The sequence below is a fragment of the Pseudomonas sp. SWRI22 genome (assembly GCF_014268395.2).
Classification (GTDB): Bacteria; Pseudomonadota; Gammaproteobacteria; order Pseudomonadales; family Pseudomonadaceae; genus Aquipseudomonas; species Aquipseudomonas paracarnis.
The window spans coordinates 17,139-41,214 of the sequence record NZ_JABWQK020000003.1 but is presented as its reverse complement, the minus strand read 5'-3'; the positions used below and the strand labels follow the sequence as shown (position 1 = coordinate 41,214).

The 24,076-nt window shown below is 61.1% G+C and carries 24 protein-coding genes and 1 pseudogene; 9 read left to right on the top strand and 16 right to left on the bottom strand.

Annotated elements, in window-relative coordinates; translation table 11 throughout:
* Nucleotides 1-204: 204 nt before the first annotated feature.
* The 5 genes from HU730_RS23120 to HU730_RS23100 all read right to left on the bottom strand — a co-directional run bounded on the left by HU730_RS23120 (nt 205) and on the right by HU730_RS23100 (nt 3,860).
* Nucleotides 205-369: a hypothetical protein gene (locus tag HU730_RS23120; RefSeq protein WP_161992127.1), complete on the bottom strand. Its 165-nt coding sequence runs from the start codon at nt 367-369 to the stop codon at nt 205-207.
* Nucleotides 370-500: 131 nt separating this feature from the next.
* Nucleotides 501-653 (bottom strand): hypothetical protein, encoded by a 153-nt coding sequence (locus tag HU730_RS23115; protein ID WP_217862488.1) that lies wholly within the window; start codon nt 651-653, stop codon nt 501-503.
* A gap of 129 nt (nt 654-782) precedes the next feature.
* Nucleotides 783-947: a hypothetical protein gene (locus tag HU730_RS23110; protein WP_155290866.1), complete on the bottom strand. Its 165-nt coding sequence runs from the start codon at nt 945-947 to the stop codon at nt 783-785.
* Between the two features lie 131 nt (nt 948-1,078).
* Nucleotides 1,079-3,358, bottom strand: coding sequence for a phosphoenolpyruvate--protein phosphotransferase (gene ptsP, locus HU730_RS23105; RefSeq protein ID WP_217862487.1), 2,280 nt, complete (start codon nt 3,356-3,358; stop codon nt 1,079-1,081).
* Between the two features lie 22 nt (nt 3,359-3,380).
* Complete coding sequence (locus tag HU730_RS23100) at nt 3,381-3,860, bottom strand: RNA pyrophosphohydrolase (RefSeq protein WP_003176750.1); 480 nt, start codon at nt 3,858-3,860, stop codon at nt 3,381-3,383.
* A gap of 143 nt (nt 3,861-4,003) precedes the next feature.
* Here HU730_RS23100 and HU730_RS23095 point away from each other — a divergent pair, with 143 nt between their 5' ends.
* The gene (locus HU730_RS23095; RefSeq protein WP_186527842.1) at nt 4,004-4,660 is read left to right on the top strand and encodes an HAD family hydrolase; all 657 of its coding nucleotides are present in this window, start codon (nt 4,004-4,006) and stop codon (nt 4,658-4,660) included.
* Between the two features lie 105 nt (nt 4,661-4,765).
* On the opposite strand, the gene HU730_RS23090 is transcribed toward HU730_RS23095, so the two are convergent.
* Both HU730_RS23090 and ilvA read right to left on the bottom strand, forming a co-directional pair.
* Nucleotides 4,766-5,179, bottom strand: a complete 414-nt coding sequence (locus tag HU730_RS23090) for a DUF2269 family protein (RefSeq protein ID WP_014720366.1) — start codon at nt 5,177-5,179, stop codon at nt 4,766-4,768.
* Nucleotides 5,180-5,219: 40 nt separating this feature from the next.
* Complete coding sequence (gene ilvA / locus HU730_RS23085; RefSeq protein WP_186527843.1) at nt 5,220-6,734, bottom strand: threonine ammonia-lyase, biosynthetic; 1,515 nt, start codon at nt 6,732-6,734, stop codon at nt 5,220-5,222.
* A 138-nt stretch (nt 6,735-6,872) separates the two neighbouring features.
* Between ilvA and rpiA the strand changes: the two genes are divergently transcribed.
* Nucleotides 6,873-7,544, top strand: coding sequence for a ribose-5-phosphate isomerase RpiA (gene rpiA / locus HU730_RS23080; RefSeq protein ID WP_034128979.1), 672 nt, complete (start codon nt 6,873-6,875; stop codon nt 7,542-7,544).
* 333 nt (nt 7,545-7,877) lie between these two features.
* Nucleotides 7,878-9,824, top strand: a complete 1,947-nt coding sequence (locus tag HU730_RS23075; protein ID WP_034128980.1) for an autotransporter domain-containing protein — start codon at nt 7,878-7,880, stop codon at nt 9,822-9,824.
* On the opposite strand, the gene HU730_RS23070 is transcribed toward HU730_RS23075, so the two are convergent.
* From HU730_RS23070 to HU730_RS23055, 4 genes are all read right to left on the bottom strand, one after another.
* Nucleotides 9,825-10,733, bottom strand: coding sequence for an SdiA-regulated domain-containing protein (locus HU730_RS23070; protein WP_038451901.1), 909 nt, complete (start codon nt 10,731-10,733; stop codon nt 9,825-9,827).
* 121 nt (nt 10,734-10,854) lie between these two features.
* The gene (locus HU730_RS23065) at nt 10,855-11,778 is read right to left on the bottom strand and encodes an SdiA-regulated domain-containing protein (protein WP_186527844.1); all 924 of its coding nucleotides are present in this window, start codon (nt 11,776-11,778) and stop codon (nt 10,855-10,857) included.
* A 247-nt stretch (nt 11,779-12,025) separates the two neighbouring features.
* The gene (locus tag HU730_RS23060; RefSeq protein ID WP_034128983.1) at nt 12,026-12,691 is read right to left on the bottom strand and encodes a fumarylacetoacetate hydrolase family protein; all 666 of its coding nucleotides are present in this window, start codon (nt 12,689-12,691) and stop codon (nt 12,026-12,028) included.
* A 22-nt stretch (nt 12,692-12,713) separates the two neighbouring features.
* Nucleotides 12,714-14,108: an FAD-binding oxidoreductase gene (locus tag HU730_RS23055; protein ID WP_005792341.1), complete on the bottom strand. Its 1,395-nt coding sequence runs from the start codon at nt 14,106-14,108 to the stop codon at nt 12,714-12,716.
* A 205-nt stretch (nt 14,109-14,313) separates the two neighbouring features.
* Here HU730_RS23055 and serA point away from each other — a divergent pair, with 205 nt between their 5' ends.
* Complete coding sequence (serA, locus tag HU730_RS23050) at nt 14,314-15,543, top strand: phosphoglycerate dehydrogenase (protein ID WP_003195214.1); 1,230 nt, start codon at nt 14,314-14,316, stop codon at nt 15,541-15,543.
* A gap of 11 nt (nt 15,544-15,554) precedes the next feature.
* Nucleotides 15,555-15,641 (top strand): annotated as a pseudogene (locus tag HU730_RS26850) (outer membrane lipoprotein carrier protein LolA); the annotation flags it as partial.
* A 37-nt stretch (nt 15,642-15,678) separates the two neighbouring features.
* Here the strand turns inward: HU730_RS26850 and HU730_RS23045 are convergent.
* Complete coding sequence (locus HU730_RS23045; protein ID WP_034128985.1) at nt 15,679-16,119, bottom strand: DUF4399 domain-containing protein; 441 nt, start codon at nt 16,117-16,119, stop codon at nt 15,679-15,681.
* A 134-nt stretch (nt 16,120-16,253) separates the two neighbouring features.
* Here HU730_RS23045 and HU730_RS23040 point away from each other — a divergent pair, with 134 nt between their 5' ends.
* Nucleotides 16,254-16,727 (top strand): transporter substrate-binding domain-containing protein, encoded by a 474-nt coding sequence (locus HU730_RS23040; RefSeq protein WP_020301833.1) that lies wholly within the window; start codon nt 16,254-16,256, stop codon nt 16,725-16,727.
* A gap of 48 nt (nt 16,728-16,775) precedes the next feature.
* Here HU730_RS23040 and HU730_RS23035 read toward each other — a convergent pair whose 3' ends face one another.
* On the bottom strand, nt 16,776-17,258 hold the full coding sequence (locus HU730_RS23035) for a DUF523 domain-containing protein (RefSeq protein WP_096144056.1): 483 nt from the start codon (nt 17,256-17,258) through the stop codon (nt 16,776-16,778).
* 2 nt (nt 17,259-17,260) lie between these two features.
* Nucleotides 17,261-17,893, bottom strand: coding sequence for a 2OG-Fe(II) oxygenase (locus tag HU730_RS23030; protein WP_003195222.1), 633 nt, complete (start codon nt 17,891-17,893; stop codon nt 17,261-17,263).
* Between the two features lie 131 nt (nt 17,894-18,024).
* Here HU730_RS23030 and HU730_RS23025 point away from each other — a divergent pair, with 131 nt between their 5' ends.
* A complete protein-coding gene (locus tag HU730_RS23025; RefSeq protein WP_003195224.1) occupies nt 18,025-18,777 on the top strand; it encodes a DUF2059 domain-containing protein in 753 nt (250 codons plus the stop codon).
* Nucleotides 18,778-18,863: 86 nt separating this feature from the next.
* Here HU730_RS23025 and HU730_RS23020 read toward each other — a convergent pair whose 3' ends face one another.
* Nucleotides 18,864-19,805 (bottom strand): alpha/beta hydrolase, encoded by a 942-nt coding sequence (locus HU730_RS23020; protein WP_127880381.1) that lies wholly within the window; start codon nt 19,803-19,805, stop codon nt 18,864-18,866.
* A 98-nt stretch (nt 19,806-19,903) separates the two neighbouring features.
* Here HU730_RS23020 and HU730_RS23015 point away from each other — a divergent pair, with 98 nt between their 5' ends.
* A complete protein-coding gene (locus HU730_RS23015) occupies nt 19,904-20,479 on the top strand; it encodes a DUF6436 domain-containing protein (RefSeq protein WP_186527845.1) in 576 nt (191 codons plus the stop codon).
* A gap of 26 nt (nt 20,480-20,505) precedes the next feature.
* Nucleotides 20,506-22,860 (top strand): penicillin acylase family protein, encoded by a 2,355-nt coding sequence (locus HU730_RS23010; protein WP_186527846.1) that lies wholly within the window; start codon nt 20,506-20,508, stop codon nt 22,858-22,860.
* Between the two features lie 128 nt (nt 22,861-22,988).
* Here the strand turns inward: HU730_RS23010 and HU730_RS23005 are convergent, their stop codons facing one another.
* Entirely contained in the window at nt 22,989-23,954 is a 966-nt protein-coding gene (locus tag HU730_RS23005) for a GlxA family transcriptional regulator (protein ID WP_186527847.1), read from the bottom strand.
* Nucleotides 23,955-24,076 lie beyond the last annotated feature (122 nt).

Sequence of the window (24,076 nt, the reverse complement as noted above, 5' to 3'; positions counted from 1 at the left end):
TGTCGATGGTCATCAACTCGGCGAGCAAGTCCTTGGCCCTGCTCAATTCCATCTGGCGCAGCGTCCACTTCACTTTGATCGTTCCCACGCTCTGCGTGGGAACGCCTCTTGTGACGCTCTGCGTCACGCTCTAAAAGCCGACGCGGAGCGTCCAGGGCTGCATTCCCACGCAGAGCGCGGGAACGATCTGCTAGAAGCTCGCTCCTACAGGGTTTTGGCCGAGGCCGGGTTGATCATCCGGGTCAACCCCAGGTTTTTCAGCGCCAATTGCAGCGAGATGTGGATAACCTGCGGGTTGTCGATGGTCATCAACTCGGCGAGCAAATCCTTGGCCCTGCTCAATTCCACCTGGCGCAGCATCCACTTCACTTTGATCGTTCCCACGCTCTGCGTGGGAACGCCTCTTGTGACGCTCTGCGTCACGCTCTAAAAGCCGACGCGGAGCGTCCAGGGCTGCATTCCCACGCAGAGCGCGGGAACGATCTGCTAGAAGCTCGCTCCTACAGGTTTTTGGCCGAGGCCGGGTTGATCATCCGGGTCAACCCCAGGTTTTTCAGCGCCAATTGCAGCGAGCTGTGGATAACCTGCGGGTTGTCGATAGTCATCAACTCGGCGAGCAAATCCTTGGCCCTGCTCAATTCCACCTGGCGCATTGATCGTTCCCACGCTCTGCGTGGGAACGCCTCTTGTGACGCTCTGCGTCACGCTCTAAAAGCCGACGCGGAGCGTCCAGGGCTGCATTCCCACGCAGAGCGCGGGAACGATCTGCTAGAAGCTCGCTCCTACAGGGTTTTGGCCGAGGCCGGGTTGATCATCCGGGTCAACCCCAGGTTTTTCAGCGCTAATTGCAGCGAGCTGTGGATAACTTGCGGGTTGTCGATAGTCATCAACTCGGCGAGCAAATCCTTGGCCCTGCTCAATTCCACCTGGCGCAGCATCCACTTCACTTTGATCGTTCCCACGCTCTGCGTGGGAACGCCTCTTGTGACGCTCTGCGTCACGCTCTAAAAGCCGACGCGGAGCGTCCAGGGCTGCATTCCCACGCAGAGCGCGGGAACGATCTGCTAGAAGCTCGCTCCTACAGGTTTTTGGCCGAGGCCGGGTTGATCATCCGGGTCAACCCCAGGTTTTTCAGCGCCAATTGCAGCGAGCTGTGGATAACCTGCGGGTTGTCGATAGTCATCAACTCGGCGAGCAAATCCTTGGCCCTGCTCAATTCCACCTGGCGCAGCATCCACTTCACTTTCGGCAAGTTGGTGGCGTTCATCGACAGGCTGTCAAAGCCCATCGCCATTAACAGCACCGCCGCCGCCGGGTCACCGGCCATTTCGCCGCAGATACTCACCGGCTTGCCTTCGGCATGGGCGTCGCGCACTACGTGTTGCAGCGCTTGCAGCACCGCCGGGTGCAGGTAGTCGTAGAGGTCGGCCACCCGTGGGTTGTTACGGTCCACGGCCAGCAGGTACTGGGTCAGGTCGTTGGAGCCTACCGACAGGAAGTCCACCTGCCGCGCCAGTTCCTTGGCCTGGTACACCGCCGCAGGGATTTCGATCATCACGCCAATCGGCGGCATCGGCACATCGGCGCCTTCGTCGCGCACTTCGCCCCAGGCGCGGTGGATCAGGTGCAGGGCTTCTTCCAGTTCATGGGTGCCGGAGATCATCGGCAGCAGGATACGCAGGTTGTTCAAGCCCTCGCTGGCCTTGAGCATGGCACGGGTCTGGACGAGGAAGATTTCGGGATGGTCGAGGGTAACGCGAATACCGCGCCAGCCAAGGAAGGGGTTGTCTTCCTTGATCGGGAAATAGGACAGTGACTTGTCGCCGCCAATATCCAGGCTGCGCATCGTCACCGGTAACGGGTGGAAGGCTTGCAGTTGCTCGCGATAAATCGCCAGCTGCTCCTTCTCACTCGGGAAACGCTGGTTGATCATGAACGGCACTTCGGTGCGGTACAGACCCACCCCTTCGGCGCCGCGTTGTTGCGCACGGGCTACATCCGCCAGCAGGCCGGTGTTGACCAGCAGCGGTACGCGGTGGCCATCGGGGGTGACACACGGCAGCTCGCGCAGCGAATCCAGGCCCTGGGCCAGTTGCTTCTCTTCTTCCACCACCTCGGCGTATTGCTTGCGCAGCACGTCGCTGGGGTTGGTGAATACCTCGCCGCGATGCCCGTCGACGATCATGTCGATGCCATCGACCTTGGAGTACGGCAGGTCCACCAGGCCCATCACCGTCGGGATGCCCATGGCCCGGGCCAGGATCGCCACGTGGGAGTTACCCGAGCCCAATACCGAGACCAGGCCTACCAGCTTGCCTTCAGGCACTTCGCCAAGCTGGGTGGCGGTCAATTCTTCACTGACCAGGATGGTGTTATCGGGGAAGACCATGTTGGTGCTGCGGTCTTCCTGCAGGTACGCCAACAGACGGCGACCCAGGTCGCGCACATCCGATGCCCGCTCGCGCAGGTAGGCGTCGTCCATCATTTCGAAACGGTTGACGTGATCGGTGACCACCTGGCGCAACGCGCCCTGGGCCCACTGGCCGGTCTTGATCACGGTCTTGACTTCGTTACCCAGGGACGCGTCGTCGAGCATCATCTGGTACACGTCGAACAGCGCACGCTCTTCGGGACGCAACTGGGTGGCCAGCTTGGTCGACAGGTTGCGCATGTCGGCGCGCACGCCTTCGAGGGCGGTCTTGAACAGTTTGATCTCGGCGTCGATGTCACTGACGCTCTTGTCCGGCACCACATCGAGGTCGGCTGGCGGCAGCATGACCACCGCGGTACCCACCGCGGCGCCTGGCGAACCCGGTACGCCGACGAACTTGGCTTCCTGGATGCCCTTGCCCTGGCGCCCCAGGCCGCGAATCGAGCCGGTCGCTTCGGCGTGGGCGATAACCCCGGCCAGTTGCGCGCTCATGGTCACCAGGAAGGCTTCTTCGCCTTCGTCGAACTGGCGACGCTCTTTTTGCTGGATGACCAACACGCCGACAACACGGCGGTGGTGAATGATCGGTGCGCCAAGGAACGAGGCGTAGCGCTCTTCACCGGTTTCGGCAAAGTAGCGATAACGCGGGTGATCGGCCGCGTTCTCGAGGTTCAGGGGTTCTTCACGCGTCCCCACCAGGCCCACCAGACCTTCATTGGGCGCCATGCTGACCTTGCCGATGGAGCGCTTGTTCAAGCCCTCCGTGGCCATCAGCACAAAACGGTTGGTCTCGGGGTCCAGCAGGTAAACCGAGCAGACCTGGCTGCCCATGGCTTCCTTGACGCGCAACACAATAATCCCCAACGCCGCCTTGAGATCCTTGGCGGAGTTAACTTCCTGGACGATCTTGCGCAGCGTATTGAGCATGGCTCGGGGTCGAACTCCGTCGTCAGTCGCGCGCTAAAAGGCGCGGGGCAAGCTCTTTGAGAGCGCGACGATAAACCTCGCGCTTGAATGTCACCACCTGGCCCAACGGATACCAATAGCTGACCCAGCGCCAGCCATCGAACTCCGGTTTACCGGTCAAATCCATCCGCACCCGCTGCTCGTTGGAGATCAGGCGCAAAAGAAACCATTTCTGCTTCTGGCCGATGCACAGCGGTTGGCTGTGGGTACGCACCAGGCGTTGCGGCAAACGATAGCGCAACCAGCCACGGGTACAGGCCAGAATTTGCACATCTTCGCGCTCAAGGCCGACTTCTTCGTTCAACTCACGGTACAAGGCGTCTTCAGGGGTTTCGTCGGGGTTGATTCCACCTTGAGGAAACTGCCAGGCATCTTGGTTGATTCGGCGAGCCCATAGCACCTGTCCGGCATCATTCGTCAGAATAATGCCGACATTAGGACGGAAACCATCGGGGTCGATCACGGCAACAACCTCGCAAACGCATGTCGCCGCATTGTTCCACAAAGGTTGTTCCAGCGGCAACGAGGCTTCTTACCTTATGTGCACTCTTGTGAAAAGACCGTATTCTGGACGCCTTTTTACAGACTTTTCAGCGAGTAACTGCAATGCGCCTGGCTTTATTCGACTTGGACAATACCCTTCTGGGCGGTGACAGCGATCACGCCTGGGGCGATTACCTGTGTGAACGCGGGATTCTCGACGCGGTAGCCTACAAGGCCCGCAACGACGAGTTCTACCAGGACTACCTGGCCGGCCGGCTGGATAACGCCGCCTACTTGAACTTCTGCCTGGAAATCCTCGGCCGCACCGAGACGGCCCAGCTGGACGCGTGGCACAACGACTACATGCGCGACTGCATCGAGCCCATCATGCTTCCCAAGGCCGTTGAACTGCTGGCCAAGCACCGCGCCGCCGGTGACAAGCTGGTGATCATCACCGCCACCAACCGCTTCGTCACCGCGCCAATTGCCGCCCGCCTGGGCGTCGAGACTCTGATCGCCACCGAGTGCGAAATGGTGGATGGCCGTTATACCGGGCGCAGCACCGATGTGCCGTGCTTTCGCGAGGGCAAGGTGACGCGTTTGAACCGCTGGTTGGAAGAAACCGGGCATAGCCTGGAAGACAGCTACTTCTACAGCGATTCGATGAATGATTTGCCGTTGCTGGAGCAGGTGACGCACCCGGTGGCAGTGGATCCGGATCCGAATCTTCGTGCTGAGGCCCAGAAACGGGGTTGGCCGGTGATTACGCTGCGCAGCTGACAACGCTATCGCAGGCAAGCCAGCTCCCACATTTTGACCCTGTTCTCATGTTGGAATCCGGTCAAGTGTGGGAGCTGGCTTGCCTGCGATGAAGGCGACGCGGTTTCAAACAGGCTTGGCGCCCATGAGCCCTGCAATCGCCACAAACCCCACCAGGCTGACCACCGCCAGCACCAGGGTGAAATTCAGGCTCCCGCCCTCGCCCTTGCGCAGCCGATTGAGCCGCGCCACCAGCCAGAACCAGGCCAGCGCCGCCACGGTGTAGAGGATGCTGGAGCCCAAGATCCAGGTTTGCCCCAATGGCCAGCCGAGCAAGTGCACCAGCCACCATCCGGTAAAGGGCATGCTCACCAGGCAAATTCCCATCAGCAGCCATACAAATGCCCAGGGGCGCTGCACGGTCGCGGCCGGGCCGGCGCTGCGTTTACGCCACGCCAATACGGCCAGGCCGAGGCCGCTGAGCAGCAGCAATACGGTGGCGGTGATGTGGATCACCTTGAGGGTGGTCAGCGTTTCCATGGTCTCTATTCCTTATAGGCCGCTCAGTCAGCGTAGTCGCTCAACCGAGGAACAGCTGGTAAGCCGGGTTTTCGCTTTCATCCCAGTACGGGTAACCGATTTGCGCCAACGCGGCAGGCACCAGGTGGCGCTCGTCCGCCGGTACTTGCAAGCCCGCCACCACTCGGCCGTCAGCCGCGCCGTGGTTGCGGTAGTGGAACATCGAGATGTTCCAGCGCCCGCCGAGCTTGTGGAGAAAGTTGAACAACGCCCCCGGCCGCTCCGGAAACTCGAAACGAAACACCAGCTCGTCGCTGACTTTGGCAGCATGCCCGCCGACCATATGGCGAATGTGCAACTTGGCCAGTTCGTTCTTGGTAAGGTCCAGCACCGGGAAACCCTGGCTGGTCAGGCTGGCCACCAACGCGCTGCGCGGGTCGTTCTCCGGGTGGGTCTGCACGCCGACGAAAATGTGCGCTTCGCTGCCGGAGTGGTAGCGGTAATTGAATTCGGTGATCTGGCGCTTGCCCACCGCCTCGCAGAAGGCCTTGAAGCTGCCCGGCCGCTCGGGGATGGTCACCGCGATGATGGCCTCACGGCCTTCACCGAGTTCGGCGCGCTCGGCCACATGGCGCAAACGGTCGAAGTTGACGTTGGCGCCCGAGTCGATGGCGACAAAGGTCTGGCCGCTGACACCGCGGGTCTCGACGTACTTTTTGATCCCGGCCACGCCCAGCGCACCCGCCGGCTCGGTGATGGAGCGGGTGTCGTCGTAGATGTCCTTGATCGCCGCACAGATTTCATCGGTGCTGACGGTGATCACTTCATCCACATAGTCTTTGCAGATGTCGAAGGTGTGCTGGCCGATCTGCGCCACTGCCACGCCGTCGGCAAAGAGGCCGACGGTCGGCAATACCACGCGCTCGCCCGCCGCCATGGCGGCTTGCAGGCAGTTGGAATCGTCCGGCTCCACGCCGATGATCTTGATCTCCGGGCGCAGGTATTTCACGTACGCCGCAATCCCGGCGATCAGACCGCCGCCGCCCACCGGTACGAAAATCGCGTCCAGCGACCCTGGGTGCTGGCGCAGGATTTCCATCGCCACGGTGCCCTGCCCGGCAATGGTGTGCGGATCATCGTAGGGGTGGATGTAGACGTAGCCTTTTTCGTCGACCAACTTGAGCGAGTAGGCCAGGGCTTCCGGGAAGGAATCACCGTGCAGCACCACTTTGCCGCCACGGGAGCGCACGCCTTCGACCTTGATCTCCGGGGTGGTCTTGGGCATCACGATGGTGGCTTTCACCCCCAGCACCTTGGCCGCCAGGGCCAGGCCCTGGGCATGGTTGCCGGCCGACGCGGTGACGACGCCGCGCGCACGTTCTTCGGCACTGAGCTGGGTCAGCTTGTTGTAGGCGCCGCGAATCTTGAACGAGAACACCGGCTGCAAGTCTTCGCGCTTGAGCCAAATCTTGTTACCCAGCCGCTCGGAGAGCTGGCGGGCAGTCTGCAAGGGGGTTTCCACGGCGATGTCGTAAACACGCGAGGTGAGGATTTTTTTGACGTAGTGTTCAAGCATCGGCAGGCATCTACTTCACGGGTTGGGCAGGGCCAAGGAGTCTAACCCAGCGTTTGGCCGGGCGACCACACGAATCCCGAGGTTTTGTTGGGTTATACTCGCCGCCCTCGTTAATTCCCCGCCCGTTCCGGAGCCCGCATGACCCAGGATCAACTCAAACAGGCAGTGGCCCAGGCCGCTGTCGATTTAATCCTTCCTAAGCTCGACGACAAGAGCATCGTCGGTGTCGGCACCGGTTCCACCGCCAACTGCTTTATCGACGCACTGGCCCGGCACAAGGGCGCGTTCGACGGCGCCGTGGCCAGTTCCGAAGCCACCGCCGCCCGCCTCAAGGGCCATGGCATTCCGGTGTACGAGCTCAACACCGTGAGCGACCTGGAGTTCTACGTCGACGGCGCCGATGAAAGCGACGAGCACCTGAACCTGATCAAAGGCGGCGGCGCGGCCCTGACCCGCGAGAAGATTGTCGCGGCCGTGGCCAAGACCTTCATTTGCATCGCCGACGCGAGCAAGCTGGTTCCCGTGCTGGGCACGTTCCCACTGCCGGTGGAAGTCATCCCCATGGCCCGCAGCCACGTGGCCCGCGAGCTGGTGAAACTGGGCGGCGACCCGGTGTACCGCGAAGGTGTGTTGACCGACAACGGCAACATCATCCTCGACGTGTTCAATATGCAGATCACCAACCCGGTGGAGCTTGAGACGCAGATCAACGCCATTGTGGGCGTGGTCACCAACGGCCTGTTCGCGGCGCGCCCGGCGGATGTATTGCTGCTGGGCACCCCGGAAGGCGTGAAAACCCTCAAGGCCTGACCCTGTGGGAGCCGGGCTTGCCCGCGATGCAGACGACTCGGTGTATCAATGGATACCGAGGCGATGCCATCGCAGGCAAGCCAGCTCCCACATGTGTTAGCGCTCGACTCTAGAGCGATGTAACAAAAACGCTACTTTTCGCAGCACTCCTCGCCAAAACCGTGCGCTCTGTCACGGCATCCCCTGCCACGCCTGGTATCCAATCCGTTACAAATTACAGCCACGCGACCCACGCGTTTAACAATGCGCCAATTCGCAGCCGCCCATGGAATGAGGCGCGCATTGTGCAAAGGGTCTGGGCTTGCACATTCCTATCACCTCAAGGAAGACCTTGTGATAAAGCCTCTAGCCTTCGCCATCAGCGTTGCCGGTGCCCTGCTGTCCACGCATACCCAGGCCTACGATTACGGCCAGCACGCCAACACCACCCTGGAAAAACTGATCAACGACTACCCTGGCCGATATCGAGGCACGGCAAATTTTGCCGGGGCAGCCGACTGGATGCAGAGCCAGATGGGCACGGCCTATAGCTTCAGCCGCCAGGACTTCACCTGGAACAACGGCAGCCGGGCTTCGCAAAACGTGGTGGCCTCTGCCGCTGGTACCAAGGCCCAGTACGTGGTGATTGGCGCGCACTTCGACACTTACTTCGGCCGCCCGACCCTGCAAGGCCTGGATGACAACGGTTCCGGCGCCAGCGTGTTGACCGAGGTGGCGAAGAACCTCGGCGGCCTGTCACTGGAAAATGGCCTGCAAATCGTTGGCTTCGGCGCCGAAGAAGAAGGCCTGCGCGGCTCCCGTGCCTTTGTCGACTCACTCAGCGCCAGCCAGCGTGCCAACATGCTCGCGATGATCAACCTCGACAGCCTGATCACCGGCGACATGATGTATGCCCACGCCGGCCAGAACAGCACCGCCAACCCGGCCTTGGCCTCCTTGCGCGAGCACGCCTTCCAGATCGCCAAGGAGTTGAACATTCCCTTGTTCAGCAACCCCGGCCTCGACCCGCAGTACCCGAAGGGCACGGGCTGCTGCAGCGATGGTGAAGCGTTCGAACCGCTGAATATCCCGATCCTTTATATAGAGGCCACCAACTGGGAACTGGGCGACCTGGACGGCTACACCCAGACCGACAACCCGAAAATCCCCGGCGGCTCGACCTGGCACGACCCGAACGAAGACAACAAAGCCGTGCTGACCGATGCGTTCGGCCAGGCGCGCATCGACCAGCGCCTGCGCGACTATTCACGCCTGCTCAGCCGCCTGGTACTGGAACTGACCAACGCCGACCTGATGGCCTCGACCGCTTCTGGCGGTGCCGTTGCGCGCAATATGCAAGACAACCTGCAGCGCCAGCATCAGGCCCTGGTGCGCCTGCATGATCGCCGTTGGCTGACCCTGCAAGCGGCCAGCCGCGAGGTCGGCAGCTTCGATGGCGAGATCGGCGTGGATGGTGAATACAACCCGGACAGCGGCTTCGACAGTACCCCCAACCCCGAAGCCCGGCGCGTGGGCCTGCATGCCCTCGGCGACTACCAACTGACTTCAAGCCTGAATATCGGCGCCAGCCTCAGCTACCTCAATGGGCGCGACAAACTGGAGCATCGCGGCAAGCTCGACAGCGACACCTGGCAGGCAGCCGTCTATGCACTGCTCAACGATGGCGGGCCAAGCTGGCTGGCCGGTGACCTGAGCGTGGGCCACACGCGCTTCGACTCCAAGCGCAACCTGGTCATCCAGGCCAATGGCGGGCCGATCCTGCTCAACCAGCAACTGACGGGCGACACCGATGCCCTGGCGTTGGGCGCACGAGTGCTGGGTGGCTATGACTTTGACTTTGGCGCGATCAAGAGCGGGCCGTTCGCCGGCCTGGACTACAGCCATTACCGCATCGACAAGTTCCACGAAAAGCAGAGCCTGCGCACGGCCCTGGAGTACGAAGAGCAGTCTTTCGACTCGCTGGAAGCCAGCCTCGGTTGGCGCGTGCGCGGCGCTGTTGCCCTGCCCTATGGCCTGAACCTGATGCCCTACGGCGACATCGCCTGGGTCAAGGAATTGGCCGACGGCCGCCTGGACGACCTGCAACTCACCGCACGCGCCGATGGCCAGGCCCGCACCGCCAGGCTGGGTTCAGTGGATAAGAGCTTCGCTCGCGCACAACTCGGCAGCCAACTGGCGATCACCCCACAGTTGGGCGTGTTTGCCGAGGTCAATGGCCGCCTAGGGCATGCTGAAGGCAGCCAGACCGGTTATTCACTGGGTGTGCAATGGATGTTCTGATCAGGGTTTCTTGAACACGTAAAACAGGTTGGGCTCGCTGACCATGTACAGCGTGCCGTCGTCATCCATGGCGATCCCTTCGGCCTGGGGCACGCGCTTGCTCAGCCCATGACGCCCTTTAAGCAACGACAGACTGCTTAGAGGGCGACCATCAATATCCAGCTCCAAGACCAGGAACGACTCATCCGACAGCGCCAACAGATGGCCACTGCGCTCGTCGTATTGCAGGCTCGACAGGTCGCGCACAAACAGCCCGGCATCGCGCTTGGGGTTGTTGATCACATGTACCGAATAGGTTTTTTCCGGCTTGAAATGGGGAAACCCGTGCACCTCGTAGATCAGCATGGGGTCGCGTTCCTTGGCCACGAACAAGCGCTTGCCCACCGAGTCGTAGGCCAACCCTTCAAAGCCCTTGTTGCCGCCAACGTGCACGCCCAGGGTCATTTGCTCCGCATCGGCGGCGTCGAGGAACTTGGTGTCATCGTCCACATGCACTTTGATCAAGCGCTGCTGGCGCTCATCGCTGATGACGTAGATGTTGTCGCTGATAAATTCCACCGCTTCGGCATCGCCAAAGCCCACCAGCGGAATGCGCCGCAGGATCTTGCCCTCCAGCGACAACTCGACCAGTTCGGCGTTTTTATTGGTGACGGTAAACAGGCTTTTGCGCACGGGGTCGTAGGTCAGGGCCGAGACATCGTCGTCGAGCCCTTCGATCACCTGGCCTTCGAGGGTGACACGGTAGTCCGCCAGGCCAATGGCGCGCTCATCCGCAGGCTGGTACCACACCTGCCAGTTGAACCAGGCGCGTTCGAACAGACGGAACTGCTGTGCCACCAGCCCGGCAGCGACCAAGGCGAGCAACAGCAGGATAAAAACAGCAGGTTTGGGGCGGGCAAGTCGACGCATCGGGGCGGGCTCAGAGAAAAAACTGGCGAATAGATATCAAGGTCACCTGAATTTAAACTTAAACGCACCGGACTGCCTGGCGAATGCCGTTTATAAAGAAAACTCTGACGTAATTCGTCAGTTATTTCTGCTTTTCAAAGCGATAGAACAGGTTTGGCTCACTGACCATGTACAGATTGCCGCTCTCGTCCATGGTCACGCCTTCGGCACGTGGGATCGTGTCTTTCAGGCCATTGAAGCCGCCAAGCAAGGTCATGAAGCTGACTTGCTCGCCCGTTTCATCCAGTTCCAGCAGCAGGTGGGAATCGGCCGACAGCACCAGCAAATGCCCGGTACGTGGGTCGATGGACAGGGCCGACAGGTTGCGCACATCCAGTTCGGTGCTGGCCAGTTTTTGCTTGTCGCCGGTCAGCGTATTGCCATCGCTTTTCCAGGTGAACAAGGCCGGCGGACGCTCTTCGCCCAGCACCAGCTGCTGGTTGCGCTTGTCCCAGGTGACGGCTTCAAAGGCTTTGTTCTGATCTTTGGACGGGCCCAGGTCATGGCTGGGGAAATCGGCCTTGTTCAGCGCCGTAGTACCGGCGTCGACCTTGACCACGGTCAGGCTGTGATCGCGTTCATCGACTACCGCCATCAAGCCGTTTTCCATCAACGCCACGCCTTCCGGGTTGTTCCAACCGTTGAGCGGCATTTTGCGCAACACATCGCCTTGCAGGCTCAGTTCGACCAAGAAGGGGTTCTTGCCCATCACTGAAAACAGGGTTTTGGTCTGCGGGTTATAGGACAGGTCTGATGCCTCGTCCTTCTCCATACCGGGCAGCAACTTGGCGTCGATCACCGCGTGATAGTCCGGCAGCCACACACTTTCCCGGCGTTCGGCCGAACTCTCGAAACGCTCCAGTACCCACAGCAGACCGCGATCGTCCCAGTGCATGGCCCAGGCGACGCCATACAAAATGGCACCGGCCAAGAACACCCAGGAATACCAGCGCATGGACAAGCGAGAGCGGAGCGAGGTTTTCGAAGTGGGCAGAGGCACGACCATTGAGCGCTTTTCCGGAAAGTCAGCTTTAGGGGATAGCACAGGATTCAAGGCCCCGCGCGCAAGAGCAGGGAATTATCCGGATGGCGTGTGAAAAAAATGCAAAACGCCGGATCCTGCAGATGTACACAAACAACTGTGGGAGCGGGCTTGCCCGCGATTGAGGGTGTTCAGTCAACTATTCAGTGACTGTCACACTGCCATCGCGGGCAAGCCCGTTCCCACAGTTTAATTGCAGTTTGGCAGTGATTTAGCGCACAACGCTTTCGAAGCGATTGACACCCGCCAGCTCCAACACCACTTCATCCCCCACATTCAACGGGCCAACGCCCGCCGGGGTGCCGGTCAGGATCACGTCGCCCGCTTGGAGGGAGAAGCAACCCGCCATGTACTGAATCATCGGCACAATCGGGTTGAGCATCTGCGCGCTGTTGCCGTCCTGGCGCACTTCACCGTTGATGCTCAGGCGAATGCCGATATCGGTCACGTCTGCAAAGGTACTGCTGACCACGAAGGGGGCAATCACCGCCGCGCCATCGAAAGACTTGGCGATTTCCCACGGCAAGCCCTTGGCTTTGAGCTCGGCCTGTTTGTCGCGCAGGGTCAGGTCCAGGGCCGGAGCGAAGCCGGAGATGGCGTCCAGCACTTCTTCCCGGCTCGGCTTGGCGGACAAAGGCTTGCCGATCAATACGGCGATTTCCGCTTCGTAGTGCACCGAACCACGCTCGGTCGGAATGGCAAAGCCACCTTCCAACGGCACCACGCAGCTGCCCGGCTTGATGAACAGCAGCGGCTCGGTGGGTACCGGGTTGTCCAGTTCCTTGGCGTGTTCGGCGTAGTTACGCCCGATGCACACCACTTTACCCACCGGGAAGTGGATGTTGGTGCCGTCGACATACTTGTGCTGGTAGCTCATGGAACGACTCCTTCAGGTGCGGTTAAACAGCGAAGATCTTGCCGGGGTTCATGATCCCGTTAGGGTCGAACACGGCTTTGACGGCCTTCATGTATTCGATTTCAACCGGTGAACGGCTGTAGGTCAGGTAATCGCGCTTGGTCATGCCCACGCCGTGCTCGGCGGAGATCGAGCCGTTGTACTTGGCGACGGTCTCGAATACCCACTTGTTAACGGTGGCGCACTTGGCAAAGAACTCGTCTTTGCTCAGGTTTTCCGGCTTGAGGATGTTCAGGTGCAGGTTGCCGTCACCGATATGGCCGAACCAGACGATTTCGAAGTCCGGGTAGTGTTCACCGACGATCGCGTCAATTTCGCTCAGAAACGCCGGCACTTTCGACACGGTCACCGAGATGTCGTTCTTGTACGGCGTCCAGTGGGAAATGGTTTCGGAGATGTACTCGCGCAGTTTCCACAGGTTGTGCAGTTGGGTTTCGCTCTGGCTCATCACGCCATCCAGCACCCAGCCCTGCTCCACGCAATGTTCGAAAGTTTCCAGAGCGTGGTTGGCGACTTCTTCGGTGGTGGCTTCAAATTCCAGCAACGCGTAGAACGGGCACTCGGTTTCGAACGGCGCCGGCACGTCGCCACGGCCAAGGACTTTGGCCAGGGCCTTGTCCGAGAAGAATTCGAAGGCGGTCAGGTCTAGCTTGCTCTGGAAGGCGTGCAGCACCGGCATGATCGAGTCGAAATCAGTCGTGCCGAGCACCATCGCCGTGAGGTTCTTTGGCGCACGGTCCAGGCGCATGGTGGCTTCGACCACAAAGCCCAGGGTGCCCTCAGCGCCGATAAACAGCTGGCGCATGTCGTAGCCAGTGGCGTTCTTGATCAGGTCGCGGTTCAGCTCCAGCACATCGCCTTTGCCAGTGACGACCTTCATGCCGGCCACCCAGTTGCGGGTCATACCGTAGCGAATCACTTTGATCCCGCCGGCATTGGTGCCGATATTGCCGCCAATCTGACTGGAACCGGACGAGGCGAAGTCCACCGGATAATACAGGCCGTTTTCTTCTGCGACGTTCTGCAGTTGCTTGGTGACCACACCCGGCTGGCACACGGCGGTGCGGTCGGTGAGGTTCACGTCGAGGATCTGGTTCATATAGTCGAACGACACCACCACTTCGCCGTTGGCGGCAACGGCAGCAGCCGACAAGCCCGTGCGCCCGCCCGATGGCACCAGCGCCACCTTGTGCTCATTGGCCCACCGCACGATGGCCTGCACCTGCTCGGTGGTCTTGGGGAACACGATGGCGCTAGGTGCGGGAGCGAAGTGCTTGGTCCAATCCTTGCCGTAAGCCTCCAGGGAGTCGGCGTCGGTCAGCACTTTGCCGGGCTCAACCAGGGTCTTTAGCTCATCAATCAGGGCAGGATGGGTCATCGACAGAACTCTCGAACAATTCATGGTCATCCTGAGAACGCTTCACGTCGCAGGAATAGGTGTTTAGCGGGGTGCGTATGCTAGCATACCGCCCCCGCAGGACAGACCCAAAGGGCGTTTCTGCGGTGACGGCTTTCCTGCCGTCCGGGTCAGCTTGCGCTGCTCGACTCCCTGCCAATTTTCTCCGGGATACAGGTTTACGCAGATGAGCAAGACTTCTCTCGATAAGAGCAAGATCAAGTTCCTTCTTCTGGAAGGCGTCCACCCATCGGCTGTCGACGTTCTGAAAGCCGCCGGGTACACCAGCATTGAGTACATCACCAGTTCTCTGCCGGAAGCCCAGCTCAAGGAAAAGATCGCCGACGCGCACTTTATCGGCATTCGCTCCCGCACTCAGCTGACCGAAGAGATCTTCGACCACGCCAAGAAACTCGTGGCTGTCGGCTGTTTCTGCATCGGCACCAACCAGGTCGACCTCAATGCAGCGCGAGAGCGCGGCATCGCGGTGTTCAACGCACCGTACTCCAACACCCGTTCCGTTGCGGAGCTGGTGCTGGCCGAGGCCATCCTGCTGCTGCGCGGTATCCCTGAGAAGAACGCTTCCTGCCACCGTGGCGGCTGGATCAAGAGCGCGGCCAACTCCTTCGAAATCCGCGGCAAGAAGCTGGGCATCGTCGGCTACGGCTCGATCGGCACGCAACTGTCGGTGTTGGCTGAAGGCCTGGGTATGCAGGTGTTCTTCTACGACACCTTGACCAAGCTGCCATTGGGCAACGCCACCCAAGTGGCCAGCCTGACCGAGCTGCTGGGCATGTCCGACATCGTCACCCTGCACGTTCCGGAAACGGCCGAGACCCAGTGGATGATCGGTGAGAAGGAAATCCGCGCGATCAAGAAAGGCGGGATCCTGATCAACGCCGCTCGCGGCACCGTGGTCGAGCTGGATGCCCTGGCCGACGCGATCAAGGACAAGCACCTGATCGGCGCTGCCATCGACGTGTTCCCGGTGGAGCCACGCTCCAACGATGACATCTTCGAAAGCCCGCTGCGTGGCCTGGACAACGTGATCCTGACCCCGCACATCGGCGGCTCCACCGCTGAAGCCCAAGCCAACATCGGCCTGGAAGTCTCGGAAAAACTGGTCAAGTACAGCGACAACGGTACCTCGGTATCGTCGGTCAACTTCCCGGAAGTGGCCCTGCCGGCTCACCCGGGCAAGCACCGTCTGCTGCACATCCACCAGAACATCCCTGGCGTGATGATGGAGATCAACAAGGTCTTCGCGGAAAACGGCATCAACATCTCCGGTCAGTTCCTGCAGACCAACGAGAAGGTCGGCTACGTGGTGATCGACGTCGACGCCGAGTACTCGGACCTGGCGCAAGAGAAGCTGCAGCACATCAACGGCACTATTCGTAGCCGCGTGTTGTTCTAGTAGGAGCGAGCTTGCTCGCGAAGAACGTCAACGATGACGCGTTTAAGCTGTTTAAACGCGGTGCCCTTGGGATTTTCGCGAGCAAGCTCGCTCCTACAAATAAAAACGGGAGCCCCGCAACGGGCTCCCGTTTTTTTATTTGACGTTAACGGTGATCACTTTCGAAGCGACTGTGGGCTCAAACTGGCGATGCACGTTGTCGCCGGCCACCAGTTGCAGGGTGTGCTTGCCTGGCGTCAGGGTCAGCTCGGTTTCGGTCTGCGCCTTGCCGAAGTGAATCGAGGTAGGCGTGGCCGGGATCGCCTCATTGGCGTTGAGCGACTCCACCTTCTGGTCTACCAACAGGTGGTGGTGCCCGGCGTTAGGCACTTGCTTGTCGATCGGTTCCAGGTCCAGCTTCTTGACGCCGAATTTGACGGTGAAGGTTTTATCAACGGTGGCGCCATCTTTCGGCGAGACGATGAACACTTCGGCACCTTCAGGCGCAGGCGTACGAGGAAGGTCTGCGGCACTGGCCAACATCGAGGTACCCAGCAAAAGGCTGGCAATCGTTGCACGGGACAAAAGGGCTTTCATTCGCTTCTCCAGTTTTTCTGTGAAATCTGTAGGGTTATGACAACTTCGCGATAAATTGCGGTCCAAGGCACCCGACACCATAACAAAACGTTGCTGAATGGCGCCTCGCCTGTACGAATTCTTTAGGAGTGACCATGCGCTTTTCGCCTGGCCTGTTGCTGTTGCTTCCTCTTCTGAGCCCCTTGGCTCATGCCGAACTGATTGACGACGTCAACGATCGCGGTGAACTGCGCATCGCCCTGGAAGCCAATACCCCGCCGTACAATTTCAAAGAGGGCGACAAACTCGCAGGCTTTGAAGTGGAGCTGGGTGAACTGCTGGCCAAGGAAATGGAGGTGCGCTCCTCGTTTATCACCACCGATAACGCGGACCTGCTTTCCGGTGTGGAAACTGGCAAGTACGACGTGGCCATTAACCATATGGCTATGACTGCCGAGCTTGAGGATCGTTTCGATTTCAGTGAGCCTTATCACCAGAAGCCGGCATTGGCGATCCCGTTCCAGAAGGGCAACCCGGCGTTCAAGACCAGTTTGAACGGGGCGTTGAAGCGGGTTAAGGACGATGGCCGGTTGAAGGCGCTGTCGCAGAAATGGCTCAAGGCGCAATAAATGTGGGAGCTGGCTTGCCTGCTCCCACATTTGATCTGTTTAAGCTTCCTAAAGCTGCGTGAGGGCAATCGCCGCCTCTGGCAACTGCAACTCACTGAACACCTGCACACCATGGCGTTTGAGCAGCGCAGCCGTAACGCCTTCGCCACTGACCTTCACCCCGCTGAAGGTGCCGTCATAAGTCAACAGATTGCCGCAGGATGGGCTGTTAGCCTTGAGAATGGCGATGCGGATGTGATGCCGTTGCACCAGCGCCAAGGCCTGGCGGGCACCGTCGACAAAGGCGCTGGTGAAGTCTTCGCCCTCGGCCGTCAGCACCTGGGCGCGGCCTTCCCACACGTCGATGCCCTGCCCGCCTGGGATTTCGGCCGAGGGCCGCGGTGTGGGCAAGCCGCCCGCCACTTCCGGGCAGATGGCAACCACGCGGCCTTCAGCTTGCCACACCGCCAGTTGGTCGAATGGGCCGCTGGCCCCGCCGTCATAGCGCACCTTGTGCCCGAGCAGGCAGCGGCTGACCAGAATCTTTTCCATGTTTAAAACGGCTCGTTGCCCCGCCGGCGAAACCAGCCCGTCAAGGACAGGCGTTCGCGCGTAGCGGGCAGGACTTCGTGAGGCACCTCGCCCGACAGGAATACCACCAGGCAGCCCCCGGTGGGCACCACGTCGTATTCGACACCGCCCTTGAGGTACATGCGCAGTTGGCCGCCGTGCTCGGGTAGCCAGGCGTCGTTCAAGTAGATCACCGCCGAGACCATGCGCCGGTCGTCATCGCGAAAACGGTCTACATGCTTGAGGTAAAACGCGCCCGGCGGATACATCGCGAAGTGGCTTTCGAAATCTTCCAGGCCCAGGAACAGGCTGCGATTCATCGCCAGGCGCAGGCCGTCCATCACGCCCATGTAGGTATCGCAGATAGGCGCGTCCCCCTCCTCCAACCACTGGATATGGTCACCGCGAATGCCCTCGCGAATCTCCTGGGCCGGCCCACGACCTACTGCTGCGGGCGCCAGTTCACCTTGCGCCGCACGTTTACGGCACTCAGCCGCCAGCTCCAGGGTCAGAGCCTGGGGCAGGAAGCCATTTTGCTGCGACCAGCCTTTTTCGGCCAGGTCGTCGACGATGCGTTGCAGCAGCGGGTGATCGAGGGGTATTTGCATGGCGCGCATAGTATCCATACGCCTGAAAATCCGACAGCGCCGTTGAGCGTCTGAATACACTTTAGTCAGGTGACTGATAGGACTTCTCGACAAATCCTACGCCCGACACGGACAATAGTGGCCGACTGACAGGAGTCCTTATGCGTCGTTTGTTTTTTTCTGTGTTGATGTTCTGCGTTTTGCCCGCCTGGGCAGACGGCCATGACCAGTTGTACAAGGTCGCCGGCTGGGCCGAACAACGTGCGCACTTCAATGACGCCCTCAGTGCCGCCCAGCAGCGCTACCGCAATAGCCTGCCGCCGGTGGTGTACCAGGCGCTGGTGGACAACAGTAATAAACGCTTTGCCGCCCAGGCCATGGACCAGCGTGCCGAGGCGCAATTGCGCAAGCACTTGCCCGACCCGAAACCTGCCCTGGCGTTTTTCCAATCGCCCCTGGGCCGCAAGATCGTCGCCGCCGAGTTGCTGGCCACGCGCCGCGACCAACTGGCAAAAAACGCCCAGGGTCTGCCTAAACTTGAAGCCGATGCCACCCGCAGCCTGATCATCGGCCACTTGGCCCAGGCCCTGCCCGCCCGCGAGGCCGGCGCCGAGGTCAGCCTGGCGATTGCTGGCGTGGCGGCCGACAGCTTGAGCCAGATGATCCCAGGCCTGCTCGGCGGCGGTCAGGCGCAAGGAATGTTGAATGGCCAGCGCGAGCGGTTGATGCAGCAGATCGACAAGGATTTGAACAATACCTTGCTGTATGTCTATCGGGATTTGTCCGACCCGGAGCTGGAAGAGTTCGCCACCTTTGCCGAGTCGCCGGAGGGCAAGGCGTATTACCAGGCCGCCCTTGCAGCCATTCGCGCAGGGCTTGCCGTTGGTCAAAGCACCTCAAGCCTGACGCAGTAAACCCTGTCGGAGCTGGCTTGCCTGCGATTGCGCTGTGTCAGTGACACCGCTATCGCAGGCAAGCCAGCTCCCACATTTGGACTGCGTTATTTCAGGTGATCCGTGAGGAAGTTAAAATATGCTTCGCGAATCTGCGGAATTTCATTGGCCAAGTGATGCCTACCCCGCTTGAGCATCAACACCTCAGGCCGGTCGAACTTACCCCGCAACACCTGCAAATTGTGCTGCCAGTCCACCGTCATATCTTCCTCACCCTGCACGATCACCGGGCGCCGGGGGCTGCGTGGTGCGGCTTCGATGCGTTTGATCCAGCGCGCCAGCGACCCCACCCAGGCGGTCGGCAATTGGCGAGGCTGCAGCGGGTCGGCTTCCAGGAACGGCTTGAACGCAGGGTCGTTGGAGTTATCGCTGAAACGCCGGGCGATGCCTTTGACGAACGGGCGCAGCAGGTAATAGCTGACCTGCGACCAACCCCAGGCACGCGGCCGCACCAACGGCGACAGCAGGAAGGTCTTGCCCTGGGCCGGGCTTTGGGCGCCGTGGTTGAGCAGATGGTCCACCACGATGGCGCCGCCGGTGCTTTGCCCGAACAGGTGCCAGGGATGCGGCAATTGCAGCGCCTTGGCCTCGACGAACAAGGCCTGCACCACGCTCTGGTACACCGCAAAGTCATCGATGCTGGCGCGTGCGCCGCTGGACAAGCCATGGCCAGGCAGGTCGCAGGCGATCACCACGAAGCCCTGGTCCAACGCCCAATCCACCACATGGCGATACAGCCCCATGTGATCGTAGAAACCGTGGAACAGGAACATCGTCGCCACTGGCGCTGGCGGCCACCAGACCTGGGCCACCACCTCGAACCCATCCACCTGCAAGCGCCCCAGGCGGCTCACCGCCGGCACCTGACGTGCGGCTAGGTCGAGCCCGTAGAAACGCTGGTAAACCCTCGCCTCGGCTGACAGCGGCTGCGCATCCACCAGGGGGCGCAAGCTTTCGCGCAGATGATCAGGGTCAAAGGTGACGGGCATAAAGGCTTCCAGACTTGCGGTGAAGATGAATATCGAGCTGCGATATTCATCTGTCAGGACAAGCATGGCAAGCTACGCGACCTGCGAGGATACATCCAATGCGACCGCCCTACCGTAACGCCCTGTTCGCCAGCCTGATCCTGATTATCTGCGCCGGGGTGCTGTGGGCGGCCTATGACTGGTTCCAGGGCCGCTACCTGCGCGCCTTCAGCGAACACACCGCGGTATTTTCCGGCGATGCGCTGCAACTACCCGCAGCTCTCAGCGGCCCTGGCCCGATTCGCCTGGTGCACTTCTGGGACCCGGCGTGCCCGTGCAATGTCGGTAACCAGCAACACCTGGGCGAGTTGATCGAGCAGTACGCGCCCCAAGGGGTGGAGTTCTATGCCCTGCAAAAACCCGGCAGCCACGGCCAGTTGCCCGAGAACCTGCGCCATCTGAAAGTCCTCGATGCCCTGCCCGGCGCCGACAAAATACCCGCCAGCCCGGCCGTGGGCATTTGGGACCGCACCGGCAAGCTGGCGTATTTCGGCCCCTACAGCGAAGGCCTGACGTGCAACGCCAGCAACAGTTTTATCGAGCCAATTCTCAAGGCCCTCGGAGCCGGACGCGAAGTGAATGCCACTCACACCCTCGCGGTAGGCTGCTATTGTTCGTGGCCTAAGGATCTGTAGTCCGTCCACTTTGGTAAGGAATATTCATGAAGCGCGTCTTGCAGGTTTTTGCGGTGCTGATTGTGCTGGTCGCCCTGGGCGTCGGTTGGTACGTCTACAGCAAACAACCCACGCGCCAGGGCACGGTGACGCTGGCGCACCTGCAAGGCTCGGTCACGGTGCGCTACGACGACCGTGGCGTACCGCATATACGCGCCGAAAACGAAGCCGACCTGTACCGCGCCCTGGGCTATGTGCATGCCCAGGACCGCCTGTTCCAGATGGAGATCATGCGGCGCCTGGCCCGTGGCGAACTGGCCGAGGTGCTGGGGCCCAAGCTGCTGGAGACCGATAAGCTGTTTCGCAGCCTGCGCATTCGCGAGCGTGCCTTGAGCTATGTGGAGCACATGGACCCTGGCTCAGCCTCGTCCAAGGCCCTGCAAGCCTACCTGGACGGGATCAACCAGTATCAGGACAGCCACGCCAGCCCCATGGAATTCGATGTGCTGGGCATCGCCAAGCGCCCGTTTACCGCCGAAGACAGCATCAGCGTCGCCGGGTACATGGCCTACAGCTTTGCCGCAGCCTTTCGTACCGAGCCGGTACTGACCTACGTGCGCGACCGGCTGGGCAGCGCCTACTTGAACGTCTTCGATCTCGACTGGCAACCCAAGGGCGCCCTCAACCTGGCGGCCAGCGATTGGCAGACGCTTGGCGCCATCGCCGCCCTGAGCGAAAAGGCCCTGGCCGACAACGGCCTGCCGCAGTTCGAAGGCAGCAATGCCTGGGCCGTCAGCGGCAGTCATACCCAAAGCGGCAAACCGTTGCTGGCGGGTGACCCTCATATCCGTTTCTCGGTGCCTTCGGTCTGGTACGAGGCGCAGCTGTCGGCGCCAGGCTTCGAGTTGTACGGCTACCACAACGCGCTGGTACCGGTGGCGTTCCTGGGGCACAACCTGGACTTCGGCTGGAGCCTGACCATGTTCCAGAACGACGACCTCGACCTGGTCGCCGAGAAGGTCAACCCGGACAACCCCAACCAGGTTTGGTATCACGGCCAATGGGTGGACATGAGCAGCAGCGAGCAGCAGATCCAGGTCAAGGGCCAGGCGCCGGTAACCCTCACCCTGCGCCGCTCGCCCCACGGCCCGATCATCAACGACGTGCTCGGTGATAACGCCGGCAGCACACCGATTGCCATGTGGTGGGCGTTCCTGGACAGTGAAAACCCGATCCTCGATGGTTTCTATCAGCTCAACCGTGCCGACACCCTGCCCAAGGCACGTGCCGCAGCCGCCAAGGTGTCGGCGCCAGGCCTGAACATCGTGTGGGCCAATGCCAAAGGCGATATCGGCTGGTGGGCGGCAGCGCAGTTGCCGATCCGCCCGGCCGGCGTCAACCCGGCGTTCATCATCGACGGTAGCACTGCCCAGGCCGACAAGCTGGGTTTCTACCCCTTCAGTGCCAACCCCCAGGAAGAAAACCCGCCGCGCGGCTATGTGGTGTCCGCCAATGCCCAGCCGGCATCGCCCACCGGCATGCCGATCCCCGGTTATTACAACTTGGCTGACCGCGGCCAGCAGTTGAACGCGCAGTTGAGCGACACAAGCGTGAAGTGGGATGTGACCAACAGCCAGGCCCTGCAACTGGGCACCACCACCGCCTACGGCCCACGCCTGCTGGCACCGCTGTTGCCGGTGCTGCGCGAGGTGGTCAAGGACCCGGCGCAACTCAAACTGGTGGAGCAGCTTGCCAACTGGAAGGGTGACTACCCGCTGGACTCCACCAATGCCACGCTGTTCAACCAGTTGCTGTTCAACCTCAGCGACGCAACCTTTCACCCCAAACTCGGCGATGCCTTGTTCAAGACCCTGCTCGGCACCCGCGTGATCGACGCCGCATTGCCCCGCCTGGCCGCGTCGGCAGACTCGCCCTGGTGGAACGGCAATCGGGCCGACACCGTCAAGCTCGCCTGGGACAATAGCCTGGCCCACCTCAAGGCTACGTTCGGCGATGACCCGGCACAGTGGCAGTGGGGCAAGGCGCACACCCTGACCCACGGCCACCCGCTGGGCCTGCAAAAACCGCTGGATAAAATCTTCAACGTCGGCCCCTTCCCGGCACCGGGCAGCCACGAAGTGCCGAACAACCAGACCGCACCGATTGGCCCGGCGCCGTGGCCTGTGACCTACGGCCCGTCGACACGGCGCCTGATCGACTTCGCCGACCCGGCCCACGCCCTCACCATCAACCCGGTGGGGCAAAGCGGTGTGCCCTTTGATACGCACTATGGCGACCAGGCGCAGAGCTATATCGAGGGCAGGTATGAGCAGGCGCACTTCAGTGAGGAGGAAGTGACGGCCAATACCCGCGGCACCTTGAAACTGCTGCCCGCCCGATGATCGTTCCCACGCTCCGCGTGGGAATGCAGCCGTAGACGCTTCGCGTCCGCCCTTAGAAGCGGGACGCAGAGCGTCCCAAGAGGCGTTACCACGCAGAGCGTGGGAACGATCACGCATCGTTCCCACGCTCAAACCGGCGCCGCAAAGTTAAGCCTGAACTGTTGCGGCGTGACGCCCAGCCGGCGGTTGAACACACTGCGCATGTGCTGGGCGTCGCGAAAGCCGCATTGATAGGCCACGGTTTTAAGCGGTGCGTGGCTGCTTTCAAGCATCACCCGTGCCGCATCCACGCGCGCCCTCTCGACAAATTCCGCCGGCGTAATCCGCGCTTCACGGGCGAACACCCGGGAGAAATTACGCGCACTCATATTGGCCGCCTTGGCCAGGTCGGCAATGGTCAAGTCTCCCGTCAGGTTGGCCAGCACGTACAACTGCACCAGCGCCACCGCCGAGGTGGTTTCGGCATGGGGCGTGAGGAACGGGCTGAACTGCGATTGCCCGCCCGAGCGCTGGGTGAACACCACCAGGCGCTTGGCCACGCTCAGGGCCACTTCCGGGCCGTGATCCTGGGCCAGCAAGTACAACGACAGGTCGATACCTGCCGTGACCCCAGCGGAGGTGTAGAGCTTGCCGTCCTGCACATAGAGAAGGTCGGCTTCGACCTGGGCCGAGGGACACAGGCGCGCCAGGCTGGCGGCATCGTTCCAATGGGTAGTGACGGTCTTGCCGTCCAGCAGACCTGCACGGGCCAGCATGAAGGCGCCATTGCAGATCGAGCCGAAGCGCTGCGCCTTCGCGGCGGCCGCGCGCAGCCAAGCGTCAAACTCGAAGCCGAAATCCTCGAAGGGTAACTGCGGGCCACCGGCGACCAGCAACAGGTCATAGGGTTGCCGGGCTTCGCTGTAGTGCTTGTGCGCCTGCAGTGACAAACCGTTGGACGCCGCCATGGCGCCGTGGCCAAAGCCGAGTACTTCCAGCCGATAGTGATCCTCGGGCGCCAGGAAGCGGTTGGCCTCGCAGAACACATCCATCGGCCCGCTCACGTCCAGCGACTGGACACCGGGGAAGATCAGGATGGCGACGGTTTTGCCCATGGTCACAAACACCTTTTTCCAACTGGATAAACGCGACCCCCTTGTGGGAGCTGGCTTGCCTGCGATGCAGACGACTCGGTACCTCAGGTACACCGAGGTGATGCTATCGCAGGCAAGCCAGC

Coding starts and splice junctions, on each gene's coding strand:
- HU730_RS23030 (WP_003195222.1), bottom strand. CDS start 17,893: ATGCGCGCCATGCAAATACCCCTCGATCACCCGCTGCTGCAACGCATC.
- HU730_RS23045 (WP_034128985.1), bottom strand. CDS start 16,119: ATGAAAGCCCTTTTGTCCCGTGCAACGATTGCCAGCCTTTTGCTGGGT.
- HU730_RS23020 (WP_127880381.1), bottom strand. CDS start 19,805: ATGCCCGTCACCTTTGACCCTGATCATCTGCGCGAAAGCTTGCGCCCC.
- ptsP (WP_217862487.1), bottom strand. CDS start 3,358: ATGCTCAATACGCTGCGCAAGATCGTCCAGGAAGTTAACTCCGCCAAG.
- ilvA (WP_186527843.1), bottom strand. CDS start 6,734: ATGCTTGAACACTACGTCAAAAAAATCCTCACCTCGCGTGTTTACGAC.
- HU730_RS23035 (WP_096144056.1), bottom strand. CDS start 17,258: ATGGAAAAGATTCTGGTCAGCCGCTGCCTGCTCGGGCACAAGGTGCGC.
- HU730_RS23055 (WP_005792341.1), bottom strand. CDS start 14,108: ATGACCCATCCTGCCCTGATTGATGAGCTAAAGACCCTGGTTGAGCCC.
- HU730_RS23090 (WP_014720366.1), bottom strand. CDS start 5,179: ATGGAAACGCTGACCACCCTCAAGGTGATCCACATCACCGCCACCGTA.
- HU730_RS23065 (WP_186527844.1), bottom strand. CDS start 11,778: ATGGTCGTGCCTCTGCCCACTTCGAAAACCTCGCTCCGCTCTCGCTTG.
- HU730_RS23060 (WP_034128983.1), bottom strand. CDS start 12,691: ATGAGCTACCAGCACAAGTATGTCGACGGCACCAACATCCACTTCCCG.
- HU730_RS23070 (WP_038451901.1), bottom strand. CDS start 10,733: ATGCGTCGACTTGCCCGCCCCAAACCTGCTGTTTTTATCCTGCTGTTG.
- HU730_RS23040 (WP_020301833.1), top strand. CDS start 16,254: ATGCGCTTTTCGCCTGGCCTGTTGCTGTTGCTTCCTCTTCTGAGCCCC.
- HU730_RS23095 (WP_186527842.1), top strand. CDS start 4,004: ATGCGCCTGGCTTTATTCGACTTGGACAATACCCTTCTGGGCGGTGAC.
- HU730_RS23115 (WP_217862488.1), bottom strand. CDS start 653: ATGCGCCAGGTGGAATTGAGCAGGGCCAAGGATTTGCTCGCCGAGTTG.
- rpiA (WP_034128979.1), top strand. CDS start 6,873: ATGACCCAGGATCAACTCAAACAGGCAGTGGCCCAGGCCGCTGTCGAT.
- HU730_RS23025 (WP_003195224.1), top strand. CDS start 18,025: ATGCGTCGTTTGTTTTTTTCTGTGTTGATGTTCTGCGTTTTGCCCGCC.
- HU730_RS23010 (WP_186527846.1), top strand. CDS start 20,506: ATGAAGCGCGTCTTGCAGGTTTTTGCGGTGCTGATTGTGCTGGTCGCC.
- serA (WP_003195214.1), top strand. CDS start 14,314: ATGAGCAAGACTTCTCTCGATAAGAGCAAGATCAAGTTCCTTCTTCTG.
- HU730_RS23005 (WP_186527847.1), bottom strand. CDS start 23,954: ATGGGCAAAACCGTCGCCATCCTGATCTTCCCCGGTGTCCAGTCGCTG.
- HU730_RS23015 (WP_186527845.1), top strand. CDS start 19,904: ATGCGACCGCCCTACCGTAACGCCCTGTTCGCCAGCCTGATCCTGATT.